The organism is Rhodoferax sp. BLA1 (assembly GCF_013416775.1).
Taxonomy (GTDB): domain Bacteria; phylum Pseudomonadota; class Gammaproteobacteria; order Burkholderiales; family Burkholderiaceae_C; genus Rhodoferax.
The window spans coordinates 280,988-293,202 of sequence record NZ_SZVI01000009.1; the positions used below are offsets into that span (position 1 = coordinate 280,988).

At 61.7% G+C, this 12,215-nt stretch carries 10 protein-coding genes; 7 read left to right on the forward strand and 3 right to left on the reverse strand.

The features are described from left to right. Positions 1-25: 25 nt before the first annotated feature. Both cphA (FDG13_RS09770) and cphA (FDG13_RS09775) read right to left on the reverse strand, forming a co-directional pair. Entirely contained in the window at positions 26-2,596 is a 2,571-nt protein-coding gene (cphA, locus tag FDG13_RS09770; RefSeq protein WP_180127137.1) for a cyanophycin synthetase, read from the reverse strand. 3 nt (positions 2,597-2,599) lie between these two features. Next, positions 2,600-4,783 (reverse strand): cyanophycin synthetase, encoded by a 2,184-nt coding sequence (cphA, locus tag FDG13_RS09775; RefSeq protein WP_180127139.1) that lies wholly within the window; start codon positions 4,781-4,783, stop codon positions 2,600-2,602. A gap of 195 nt (positions 4,784-4,978) precedes the next feature. Here cphA (FDG13_RS09775) and FDG13_RS09780 point away from each other — a divergent pair, with 195 nt between their 5' ends. From FDG13_RS09780 to serB, 5 genes are all read left to right on the forward strand, one after another. Beyond that, positions 4,979-7,273 (forward strand): ABC transporter ATP-binding protein, encoded by a 2,295-nt coding sequence (locus FDG13_RS09780; protein WP_180127141.1) that lies wholly within the window; start codon positions 4,979-4,981, stop codon positions 7,271-7,273. Next, positions 7,270-7,743, forward strand: a complete 474-nt coding sequence (locus FDG13_RS09785; RefSeq protein WP_180127143.1) for a DUF1854 domain-containing protein — start codon at positions 7,270-7,272, stop codon at positions 7,741-7,743. The genes FDG13_RS09780 and FDG13_RS09785 overlap by 4 nt, the downstream gene beginning before the upstream one ends. A gap of 6 nt (positions 7,744-7,749) precedes the next feature. Beyond that, on the forward strand, positions 7,750-8,514 hold the full coding sequence (locus tag FDG13_RS09790; protein ID WP_180127145.1) for an NRDE family protein: 765 nt from the start codon (positions 7,750-7,752) through the stop codon (positions 8,512-8,514). Positions 8,515-8,581: 67 nt separating this feature from the next. After that, on the forward strand, positions 8,582-9,199 hold the full coding sequence (locus FDG13_RS09795) for an energy-coupling factor ABC transporter permease (protein WP_370528204.1): 618 nt from the start codon (positions 8,582-8,584) through the stop codon (positions 9,197-9,199). 94 nt (positions 9,200-9,293) lie between these two features. After that, on the forward strand, positions 9,294-10,007 hold the full coding sequence (gene serB / locus FDG13_RS09800) for a phosphoserine phosphatase SerB (protein ID WP_180127149.1): 714 nt from the start codon (positions 9,294-9,296) through the stop codon (positions 10,005-10,007). A 20-nt stretch (positions 10,008-10,027) separates the two neighbouring features. Here the strand turns inward: serB and FDG13_RS09805 are convergent, their stop codons facing one another. Continuing rightward, the gene (locus tag FDG13_RS09805) at positions 10,028-11,065 is read right to left on the reverse strand and encodes a PHB depolymerase family esterase (RefSeq protein ID WP_218942685.1); all 1,038 of its coding nucleotides are present in this window, start codon (positions 11,063-11,065) and stop codon (positions 10,028-10,030) included. Positions 11,066-11,237: 172 nt separating this feature from the next. Here FDG13_RS09805 and FDG13_RS09810 point away from each other — a divergent pair, with 172 nt between their 5' ends. After that, entirely contained in the window at positions 11,238-11,756 is a 519-nt protein-coding gene (locus FDG13_RS09810) for a DUF4405 domain-containing protein (RefSeq protein WP_180127151.1), read from the forward strand. A gap of 107 nt (positions 11,757-11,863) precedes the next feature. Beyond that, positions 11,864-12,193 carry a ferredoxin FdxA gene (gene fdxA, locus FDG13_RS09815; RefSeq protein WP_180127153.1) on the forward strand — a complete coding sequence of 110 codons (330 nt, stop codon included), beginning with the start codon at positions 11,864-11,866 and terminating at the stop codon, positions 12,191-12,193. The last annotated feature ends 22 nt before the right edge of the window (positions 12,194-12,215 follow it).

Sequence of the window (12,215 nt, forward strand, 5' to 3'; positions counted from 1 at the left end):
AGTCTCTGAACACAACAAAGAAGCTCTAGCCCGCCGCGATCTTGGCGCGAATGTGCGCCAGCGCTTCCTCCACCTGGTCCACCAGGATCAGGCACAAATCGCCCTCACCCAGCTTGTCCATGGCGGTATCAATCGCCAGAAACTCGCCGGTAATCTCCTGCACCAAGCGCGTGCGGGCGGCGCCGTTGAGGCCTTCACGCAGCAGCGCAATCACCTCACCGTCAGCGCGGCCGCGTTGACACTGGTCCTGATACAGCACCACCTCATCAAACGCCTCTCCCAGGATCTGGGTCTGCTGGCGGATGTCTTCGTCACGCCGGTCGCCGGCACCACTGATCACCACCGAGCGGTGTTTTGCCGGCAAAGCTTGCACTGCCTGCACCAGTGCCAACATGGCGTCGGGGTTGTGGCCGTAATCGGCAATCACGGTGGCACCGCGATACTCAAACAGGTTAAAACGGCCCAAAGCGTTGTCACTGTCGTTCATAAAACTGGCCAAGCCAGTGCGAATCACCTCCCAATCCAGACCCAGGCCCCAGGCCGAGGCCACCGCCGCCATGACGTTTTCAACTTGAAAACCGATGCTGCCATTGAGGGTGATGGGTACCCCGGACAGGGCCAGCTTGTGCTGCACCTCGTCCTGGCAAGCCACCAGACAGCCGTCTTCCACAAACACCGCCCGGTTGCCCTGTGCCAGATGGGTGGCCATCACCGGGTGATGCCGGTCGGCGGCAAAAAAGGTGACCGAACCGGAACAGTGTTTGGCCATGCCCGCCACAATCGGGTCAGCCGCATTCAGCACCGCCACACCGTTGGGGCAGATGTTTTGCACAATCACCCGTTTGAGTACCGCTAGGTCTTCCACCGTGGTGATGTAGTTCAGACCCAGATGGTCACCACTGCCCACATTGGTCACCACCGCCACGTCGCAGCGGTCAAAAGCCAAGCCCTCGCGCAGCATGCCTCCCCGCGCTGTCTCCAGCACGGCCGCATCCACATCGGGGTGAGCCAGCACATTGCGAGCGCTTTTGGGGCCGCTGCAGTCACCGGTGTCGATACGCTGACCGGCAATAAATACCCCATCGGTGTTGGTCATGCCCACACGCAGGCCACTTTGGGTTAGCAGATGCGAGATCAGGCGCACGGTGGTGGTTTTGCCATTGGTGCCGGTCACCGCCACCAGCGGGATCCGACCATTGTCATGGGGACCAAACATGTGGTTGATGACCGCCTCGCCAACCGGGCGGCCTTTGCCAAACGAGGGCGACACATGCATGCGCAAACCCGGTGCGGCATTGACCTCCACCACACCACCGCCTTTTTCCTCCAGGCTGTGGTGGATGCTCTCAGTCATCATGTCCACACCACAAATGTCCAGCCCCACCATCTGCGCTGCCGCCACAGCGCGCGCAGCGACTTGTGGATGGACATCGTCGGTGACATCGGTCGCAGAGCCACCGGTGGACAGGTTGGCATTGCGCCGCAACACAACACGTTGCCCGTTGGTCGGCACCGAGTCCGCCTGCAGGCCCTGCCCGGCCAGGCACGCCAGGGCAATGTCGTCAAAACGGATTTTGGTCAGCGAGGTGGCGTGGCCTGAACCACGGCGCGGGTCCTTGTTGACCTCGTCCACCAGCGCCCGCACGCTGTGGACACCGTCACCCACCACATGGGGGGCTTCGCGTCGGGCCGCAGCCACCAGTTTGTCACCCACCACCAGCAGGCGGAAGTCATGACCCGGCAAAAACTTTTCCACCAGAATTTTGCGGCTGAACTCGGCAGCCGTCTGGTAGGCGGCCAGCAACTGGTCTTTGGATGAGATGTTGACGGTGACCCCTTTGCCCTGGTTGCCGTCTTTGGGCTTGACCACCACCGGCAGGCCAATCTCCAGCGCGGCGGTCCAGGCGTCATCGGCGCAGCCCACCTCGCGCCCCTGCGGCACCGGCACACCCGCTGCATGCAAGAGTTTCTTGGTGAGTTGTTTGTCCTGCGCAATGGCCTCGGCAATGGCGCTGGTGCGGTCCACCTCGGCGGCCTGAATGCGGCGCTGCCGACTGCCCCAGCCAAACATGATCATGCTGCCCTCGGTCATGCGCCGAAACGGGATCTGCCTGGCCACCGCCGCATCCACAATGGTGCCGGTGCTGGGGCCCAGGCGCACGTCTTCATCGAGTTCACGCAGCTTCGCCAAGGCCTGTTGTAAATCAAAAAACCGATCTTCCAGCACCGCCAGACACAGGTCCTGCGCCAGCTCCAGCGCCAGCCGCCCCACCTCTTCCTGGGTGTATTCCACAATGACCTGGAACACACCGGTCTCCAGCGTCTGCGTGGTGCGCCGGTAAGTCACCGGGCAACCGGCCTGGGCCTGCAAACCAAGTGCGGCCACCCCCAGCACATGGGCCAGGCTCAGTGGGCTGTCCTGTCCGCCCGCCTGCACCACACCAATGGCCGGAAAACAGGCATGGAGTCGGGCGTCAAAACCGGGGTCTGCGGTCACCGTGCATTCGGCAGGGGTGCAGCTGACCACCACCTCAATGGCGGTGCGATGCGTCCAAAGGTTGGGGCCGCGAAGGGCTCGGATGCGGGATAACTTCATGGCTCAATGTGTTTTTTTGGTGGGAGTCAACCCGAAGGTGCGCAAACCGGCACCGATCAATTCTGCGGTGATGCCCAGCGCCCAGGCGGCAGCAGTGGCAGCCAACACCGCACCCGGCAAAGCCTGGATGTCGGCACCCAACGCATTCAGTGCAATACGCGCCACTGTCGTCTGGCCTTTGGCCAGCACCAGCTGACCACCATCGACAAACACCACCGCCTCACCTCGGTCGCGGTGCGCGGTGAGCACCTCCGAGGCTGGGTTGAGGGAGTAAAAAATGACCTTGCCGTCGCACAAAGCAGCCAGGTCCACCACTTGGGCATCGTCCGCGTTGAGCACCGCCGTGCCGTGTGACAGGATCACATCGACCTGGGTGCGCACGACGTTGAACAGTTTGTCCTGGTCATCAATGTAGAACTCAGCCAGTGCAGCCAGGTCACCGATGTCGGTCACCACACCCACATCACATCGGTCGTAGGCCAAGCCTTCACTGAGGATGCGGTGGCTGTTGTGTTCAAAGACGGCGGTGTCCAGAGAACGGTTGATCAGCAGGTTCTGACCAGCGTCCCAGCTCGTGCTGTCATCCGCATGGACACGGCGCGCGCCCAGATAAAAACCGTCATGACAGGCCAGGCCCACCTTGTGGCCCTTGTTGTGCAGCAGCCAGGCAATCAAACGCGCCACGGGGGTGGCATGGTTGCGGCCAGTGACACCGACCACCGAGATGCGACCCAGCTTGTCGGTGTTGTGTGCCACACCAAACAAATGGTCCATGATGGCGGCACCAATCGGGCGAGGCTGGCCACTGGCCGGTTTCAGATGGGCCAGCAAGCCCGGGCTGGCATTGACCTCGATCACCGCGCCGCGTTGCTCGGACAGGGGGCGTGAGGCATCCTCCAGCACCATGTCCACACCGGCAATATCGAGCCCGACCACGCGCGCAGCCAAGGCCGCCACAGCAGCGACGCTGGGATGCACATCGTCTGTCACATCAAAGGCCACATTGCCGTTGCGTTGAATCAGCACCTTGACGCCCGCAGCAGGCACCGAGTAGGCGGTAAAGCCCTGGCGTTCGAGCTCCAGAATGATCTCGCCAGACTCATGCGGCTTGACTACACCGAGGGGGAAGTCTTCTGTTTCACCACGCCGTGGGTCGGTGTTGAGCTGCTGGTTCACCAGGGTCAGGATGTTGGAGACGCCGTCACCGGTGACCCAGGCGGTTTCACCACGCGCGACGGCCACCACACGCCGCCCCACCACCAGCAAACGGTGTTCATTGCCAGGAATGAACTGCTCCACAATCACCTTGCTCTCGCCCCGTTGCAGCGCCAGCACAAAAGCGGTCTCAACATCTGCTGGCGTGCTCAGGTCCAGCGAGACCCCACGCCCATGGTTGCCGTTGTAAGGTTTCACCGCCACCGGCAAACCCACATCCTGGGCGGCCTCCCAGGCTTCTTGCACGGTAGTGACCACCCGGCCTTCGGGCACCGGCACACCACTGCACTGCAGCAAGGATTTGGTCATGTCTTTGTCACTGGCAATTTCTTCGGCGATGGCCGAGGTCTGGTCAGTCTCAGCGGTCCAGATGCGCCGTTGGGCAGCACCAAACCCAAGCTGCACCAGATTGCCTTCGTTGAGCCGCAGGTGGGGGATGCCCCGGTCGGTGGCCGCATCAACAATGTGTGAGGTGCTGGGCCCAAGGCAATGCCTGTCCACCAGTTCACGCAGCTGGGTCAGCACCGCAGCCAGGTCAAACGGGGTGTCATGAATAGCGGCATGGACCAGCTCCAGCCCACTGGCCAGCGCCGCGCGTCCCACCAGCTCCTGCCGGGTGCGAAACGCCATCTTGTAGATGCCACGTTGCGAGGTTTGCCGGGTTTTGCCAAAACCGGTGCGCATGCCAGCCAGGTTTTGCAACTCCAGCACCACATGCTCCAGAATATGCCCAGCCCAGGTACCCTCACGCAGCCGCTGCAGGAATCCGCCGGGTTCACCAATGCCGCAGCGGTGCACCGCAAGCCCGGGCAGCCAAGTCGTCAAACGCTCATAAAATCCTGGCAGCGTGTTGGAGGGGTAGTCTTCCAGATCGCCAAGATCAATCCAGGCTTCAATGACGGGACGGTAGGTCCAGATGTTGGGGCCCCTCAGGTGGGTTACCCGAAGCAATTGCATGGTCTTCGTCGTCATGAATTTTTAAAGGTGTTCATTTAAGCAACAGCCCCGAATTTTCAGTTCATTTGGTCCCCTGCCATCATCCGCAAGGTACAAAAGTTACAAATATTTGTAACAAACCACCCTGCCAAGACTATCCTCAGGCCGTTCACAGGCCTCAAACCGACGCGATCCGGCCTTGGGTGGCCATACCGCTAACCTCTGTTTCCCATGACCCACGACCCCTCTTTTTCTGAACTTTCTGCACAAAACATACCGGCGGGTTGGCGGGCCGATGTGTCGGCGCAACTTCAAAGCGGCGAGGCCATTCTGGCCGAACTGGTCTTTGACCTGGACCACCAGTTGCATTTTGTCCAAGGCCTGGTGCTGGTGACCAACCGCCGGGTGCTGAGCCGCGCGCCCGATGCCAGCTGGTCTGCCTGGGTCTACCAGCCCGGCCTAGCGATGCACCTGTATGACCACGCCGGTGTCGGTCATCTGGAGTTGCTCGACAGCCAGGGCCGCCTGGCCCACTGGTGTTTTACCCTGGCGTGTAACCTGCATGCGATCCGCGTTGTTGACCAGTTCCAGATCCACCAGACCAGTTGTGTCAGCGGCGAGCCACCGGTGCTGCCCGAAGGCCATGTCTGCCCAAGCTGCAAAGCGCCGCTGGCGCCCGACCAGGACGAATGCCCGATTTGCACCAAGGTGATCCACACCCCACCTTCGACCTGGACCTTGTTCAGGTTATGGCGTTTTGCCAAACCCTACCGGGGCCAGTTGCTCGCCGGTCTGGTGCTGACCCTGCTGGGCACCGCCGCCAGCCTGGTGCCGCCTTACCTGGCGATGCCGCTGATGGACGAGGTGCTGATCCCGTTCCAGAACGGCCAACACATCGAACCCATGGTGGTGGCAGGTTATCTGGCCGGGTTGTTTGGCGCCGCCTTGCTGGCCTGGGGCCTGTCCTGGGCCAAGACCTACATCCTGGCGCTGGTATCCGAACGGATTGGTGCAGATTTGCGCACCACCACCTACGACCACCTGCTGCGCATGTCGCTGGAATACTTTGGTGGCAAACGCACGGGCGACCTGATGTCGCGTATTGGCAGCGAGAGTGACCGCATCTGTGTGTTCTTGTCATTACATCTGTTGGACTTTGCCTCGGATGTGCTGATGCTGGTCATGACGGCGGTGATCCTGATCTCGATCAACCCCTGGCTGGCCCTGGTCACCCTGGTGCCGCTGCCTTTTATTGTGTGGATGATCCGCTCGGTGCGCTTTCGCTTACAAACCGGTTTTGAGAAGATTGACCGGGTCTGGTCGGCGGTGACCAGTGTGCTGGCCGACACCATTCCGGGTGTGCGGGTGGTCAAGGCTTTTGCCCAGGAAGACCGCGAATCGGCCCGTTTTCGCGAGGCCAACAAACAAAACCTGGCGGTGAACGACCGCATCAACAAAATCTGGTCGGTGTTTGCACCCAGCATCTCGCTGATGACCGAACTGGGCCTGCTGGTGGTGTGGGGTTTTGGCATCTGGCTGGTGTCCCAGTCCGAGATCACCGTCGGTGTGCTGATGGCCTTCATCTCCTACATCAGCCGCTTTTATGGCCGGCTGGACTCGATGAGCCGCATTGTCTCGGTGACCGAAAAGTCGGCATCAGCGGCCAAACGCATTTTTGACATTCTGGACCATGTCTCCAGCGTGCCGGAGCCGACTCAGCCGGTGAAACTGACGCATGTGCAAGGCCGCATCGACATCACCGACGTGAGCTTCCGCTACGGCAACCGCGAGGTCAACAAAGGCATCAACCTGACGATCAACCCCGGTGAAATGATTGGCCTGGTCGGTCACAGCGGCTCTGGCAAAAGCACCCTGGTGAACCTGATCTGCCGTTTTTACGACGTGTCCGAAGGTTCGATCAAGGTCGACGGTGTCGATGTGCGCGCCTTGCCGGTGGCCGACTACCGGCGACACATCGGGCTGGTGTTACAGGAGCCCTTCCTGTTTTTTGGCACGATTGCCGAGAACATCGCCTACGGCAAACCCCATGCCACCCGGGCCGAAATCATTGCCGCCGCGCGCGCCGCGCACGCCCATGAGTTCATCTTGCGCCTGGCACAAGGTTACGACTCGATGGTGGGTGAACGCGGCCAAGGCCTTTCAGGCGGGGAACGCCAGCGCATCTCGATTGCCCGAGCGTTGCTGATCGACCCGCGCATCCTGATCCTGGACGAAGCCACCTCCTCGGTCGACTCTGAGACCGAGAAGGAGATCCAGAACGCGCTGGAAAACCTGGTCAAGGGCCGCACCACCATCGCGATTGCGCACCGGCTCTCGACCCTGCACCGCGCCGACCGTCTGGTGGTGCTGGACCGTGGCCAGGTGGTCGAGGTCGGCACCCACGACGCCCTGATGGCAGCACAAGGCGCCTACTTCAACCTGTACGAAGCGCAGGCACGCAACATGGATGTCGACATGGATGACCGCTCGCAAGTCCGCTTGAACGACAGGAAAAACGACAAATGACCACCAGCCCCCCTTTTACCCTGGTCCGCAACCCTTTTGGGCGGCTGACTCTGACGACCTCTGTTGGTGAGGTCGTCGAAGCTGTGGTGCCTGTGCGTGCGTTTCCGATCCAGTCACCCGAGGTCGGTATTTCGCTGGTGCACACCGATGGCCACGAGGTGGCCTGGATTGAGCAACTGGCCGATGTGCCCGAACCCGCACAAAGCCTGATCCGCGAGGAGCTGCAACTCCGCGAGTTCATGCCCACCATCCTGAGCATCGAGAGCGTCACGAGTTTTTCCCCCCCCTGCACCTGGCGCGTCAAGACCGACCGTGGCAACACCAGTTTTGTGCTGCGGGGTGACGAAGACATCCGCCGTGTCGGCCCCAGCATGTTGCTGGTCACCGATTCACACGGCATCCAGTTCCTGATCCGTGATGCCAGCGACCTGGGCCGCGACAGCCGCAAGATCCTGGACCGGTTCTTGTAGGCAAGAATGTGCCTGATCGCCTGGCACTGGCAGCCTGACAGCCCCAACAAGCTGCTGCTGGTGGCCAACCGTGACGAGTTTTACGCCCGCCCCACTGCCGCGCTGCACTGGTGGGAAGACGCGGACATCCTGGCCGGGCGCGATCTACAAGCCGGTGGTACCTGGCTCGGGGTCAGCCGCTCGGGCCGACTGGCCGCGCTGACCAACCACCGCGACCCGGCCCAACAACGCGCTGACGCCCCCTCACGCGGTGAACTCGTCAGCGCTTTTTTGCGCAGTGATCTCAGCGCCGAGGCTTATCTGAGCGAACTGCGTCCACACGCCAACAACTACAACCCGTTCAACCTGCTGGTCTACGATGGCAGCCATTTGATGGGATTGGAGAGCCGCCACGCCCGGGTGCTGGCCCTGCTGACAGGTGTGGGCGCGGTGTCCAACGCCGATTTTCAGACACCCTGGCCCAAGCTGTACGGTTTGACCAAGGGCCTGCAACACCAACTCACACAAGGCCAAACCAGCGACGCCGCTTTGCTGGCACTTCTGCAAGACCGGCGCACCGCTGACGACGCCGATTTGCCCACCACCGGTGTGCCACTGCCGCTGGAGCGCGCCCTGTCCGCCGCTTTTGTGGCCCTGCCCGACTACGGTACGCGCGCTTGCAGTGTGGTGCGTCTGGGCGTCGACCACGTCGACTTCACCGAACAGGGTTTTGACGCCAAGGGGCCACTCCAGGCGCGACACCTGCGAGCGAAACTCGCACCCAGAGTCTGATAACAAATGTGGCTCCAGCCCTTATTCAATAAGCCCAAGTCGCTACAACGTCTGTAGTATGTCGGCCATATCCATCAACCTTGTCCTGTTGCTGCTGTGCCTGAGTGCCGCGATGCTGCTGCGCCCATGGCAGCTGTTGAAAGGTGCCACCCGCTTGACACCAATGCTCGCGGCACTCACCCTGCTGCCCTGGTTGTGGGCATTACCCAGCCTGCACCAGATGCCGCTGCAGTTGCAGGGCTCGGGCGCCTGCCTGCTGGTGCTGATGCTGGGTTGGCCGTTGGCGGTGCCGGTCTTGTGTGCTGTGGGTGTGCTGGCCGCCCTGATTTCACCGATGGGCTGGGACACCGCGCTGGACCTGACCGTCTGGCTGGGCCTGGTGCCTGCCACGCTGGCCTTGGGTCTGGGCTTGGCCGTGCGCCGCTGGATCGGGCACCATCTGTTTGTCTACATTCTGGGGCGGGGCTTTCTGGGCACGGTGGTGTGTATGTTTACCGCCGGTGTGCTGGGCCAGTGGGCAGGTCACAGCCTGCCGGGGGTGGACAACGACCTGAGTCTGGTGGCGCATTGGCTCATTGCCTGGGGTGACGCGTTTTTGACCGGCCTGGTCACCGCGATCCTGGTCGCTTACAAACCCGATTGGCTGGCCACTTGGTCGGACCAGCTGTACCTGAAAAAGCCGTGACACACACGACGCTGCGTTTTTTCAAGGAAAATCGGCACCTAGCCCTTTGATACACGGCACTGTTAGCTACTTTATTCATAGTATTTTCCATTCCATGACCTCCACCGAATTTGCTCCCGGCCTGCGCATCGCAGGTATCACACCGCCGCTGCGCCTGTCCGACTACAAGCTCATCGCTTTTGACATGGACTCGACCCTGATCAACATCGAGTGTGTCGACGAAATTGCCGAAGCGGTGGGCCGCAAGGCTGAGGTGGCCGCCATCACCGAGGCCGCCATGCAAGGCCACATCAGCGACTACAAGGAGAGCCTGCGCCAGCGCGTGGCCCTGCTCCAAGGTGTGACGCTGGCCCAGATGGACCAGATTTACCACGACCGTCTGCGTCTGAACCCCGGCGCGGCCGAGCTGGTGGCCGCCTGCAAGGCCGCCGGGTTAAAAGTGCTGCTGGTCTCGGGCGGCTTCACCCATTTCACCGACCGCATCCGCGACCGCCTGGGCATCGACTTCACACGTGCCAACCAGCTGGAGGTGGCCAACGGTGCCCTCACCGGTCGTATGGTGGACCAGGCCTGGGGCGACATCTGCGACGGCGCCGAAAAACGCACCATGCTGTTACACACCTGCGCCCAGCTGGGCATCAACCCGAGCCAGGCGATTGCCATGGGCGACGGTGCCAACGACCTGCCGATGATGGGTGTGGCCGGCCTGTCGGTGGCTTACCACGCCAAACCCGCCGTGCGCGAGCAGGCCAAGGTCTCCATCGAATCCGGCGGGTTGGATAGGCTGCTGGCGCTGATGCAGGCTTAAACGCGGCTTGCCGAGCAGCCTCAACGTGGCAGTCGGCTGAAAAAGTCCCACATCACCGCATTGGCCGAGATGGCTTGAGAGGGCTGCTCGTCACCACGCGTCTTGTGCCCTCCGGGCCAGGCATGCCCACCGGTATCGGTCACACACAGCTGCACCTGGGCGCCGCCCTGGCACGGTGCATAAGACTCACACAGGGCACCGGCCTGGTCCAGCACCCGCTTCGGTACCGGGCTGCAGCCATTGAGCTGGGTCCACTTGGCCATCGTGTTGGGCGCCGAGCTGTAGTCGGCTTCGGCTGACCTGTTGACCGCAGCGGGCCCGGCACCGCCATGGAACAAGACATGGTCATCGTTTTTGGCATGGACGTGCAATACCGACACCGGTTTGCCCGGCTGGCATAAGCGGGTGTTGTCGGTGCCCGCCACAGCGGCAATCGCGCTGAACACATCGGGCGCCTCACAGGCCAGCCGGTAGGCCATCATGGCACCGTTCGACATGCCGGTGGCGTACACAAGGCGTGGATCTATCGGCAGCTGGGCGCTGATCTGGCTGACCATCTGGCGGATGAAGCCAACGTCGTCCACCTGCCCGTCACGGGCCGCACCACAGCAGTTGCCAGCATTCCAGGTCGCCAGTTTGCCACCCGCAAACCGACTGTACCCGTTGGGGAACGCCACCACAAAACCGTCACGTTCAGACGCACTGATCAGCCCGTAACGGCTGTCGTCTGCCTGGAACTCCATGTTGCCACCACCACCATGCATCGCCACCAGCAGCGGCACCGGCTGGCCTGCCAGACCACGTTGCGGCACATGCACCAGATAACTGCGCGACAAGCCCTGATGCACCAGGCTCAGGCGGTAGTCACCCGGCTGGGTGATGCTGGTCGTGTTGGGCGGCGCAGGAACGCGCTCGGTCTGGCGTTGCTGCAGCCGCTCTTTGAGGCGTTGGCGTAGCGGGCCGTCCTGTGCCACGGCGGATGAGGGCAACAACACACTGGCACAGAGCAACCAGAGCATCAGCTTGAGCGGCGACAGCTTGGGCGGGCAGCAAAACATGGGCAAACCTCCACAGTGGCATAAAAGCCGCGTTCTGCCCATCACCTGCTGACAGATGGCCCTGTTTTGAGCGGCTTTACCTCAGATTCACACGCACTTGATGCAACTTCAAACCCGGCTTGGACAATCCATCACAAGACCTCTTTACCAAGCCAACACACAAGGATACATCATGACTCTGAACGCACAACGCCCTTGGATCACCCCGCTGGTGACCGGCATTTTTCTGCTCATGGCTGTCACGGGCAGCCTGATGTTTTTCCACATGGACATTGGCCTCAACAAAACCGCGCACGAATGGCTGGGCTGGGCCATGGTGGTGGGGGTATTGTTGCACGTGGCACTGAACATCAACGCCTTCAAGCGGCACCTGGCCAACACCACTGGCCGCTGGGTGCTGGGCGCCAGTGCATTGGTGCTGGCAATCAGCTTTGTGCCGCTGGGGGGCGCGGCTGGCGGCAAACCGCCCTTTGTGGCGCCGGTGCAGGCCCTGGCCAGAAGCTCCTTGAGCACGGTGGCCGACGTGGCGGGCATCCCCGTGACAGAGCTGCGCGCCCGCCTGACGGCCGCCGGTGTGGCCAGCCAGAGTGACGAACAAAGCATCCAGGACCTGGTGGGCAAGGACATGGGTCAGCAGATGCGTATCCTGGGCCAGGTGTTCGCCAGCAACACCAACGGGGCCGCGCGTTGACTTGATACATCTCAATGTGTCTTGGCGGCATAACTTCTATGCTTGCGGCAGGCCTTGCGCAAGCATTTAAAATCCCGTCCTTTTAATACAACCGTAGACCACTCAACATGACCCATGTCGTCACCGAAGCCTGTATCAAGTGCAAATACACCGATTGCGTCGACGTGTGCCCCGTGGACTGTTTCCGCGAAGGCCCGAATTTTTTGACGATCGACCCGGACGAGTGCATCGACTGCGCTGTCTGCATCCCGGAATGCCCGGTCAACGCCATCTACGCCGAAGAAGATGTGCCCAAAGACCAGCGCCACATGACTCAGCTCAACGCCGAGCTGGCCCAGTTGCCCAGCTGGAAAACCATCACCAAGCGCAAGTCGCCGCTGCCCGAAGCCGAAGAGTGGAAAGACAAAACCGGCAAACTCTCCGAGCTGCAACGCTGATTTTTCACGTCTGACACCCCAC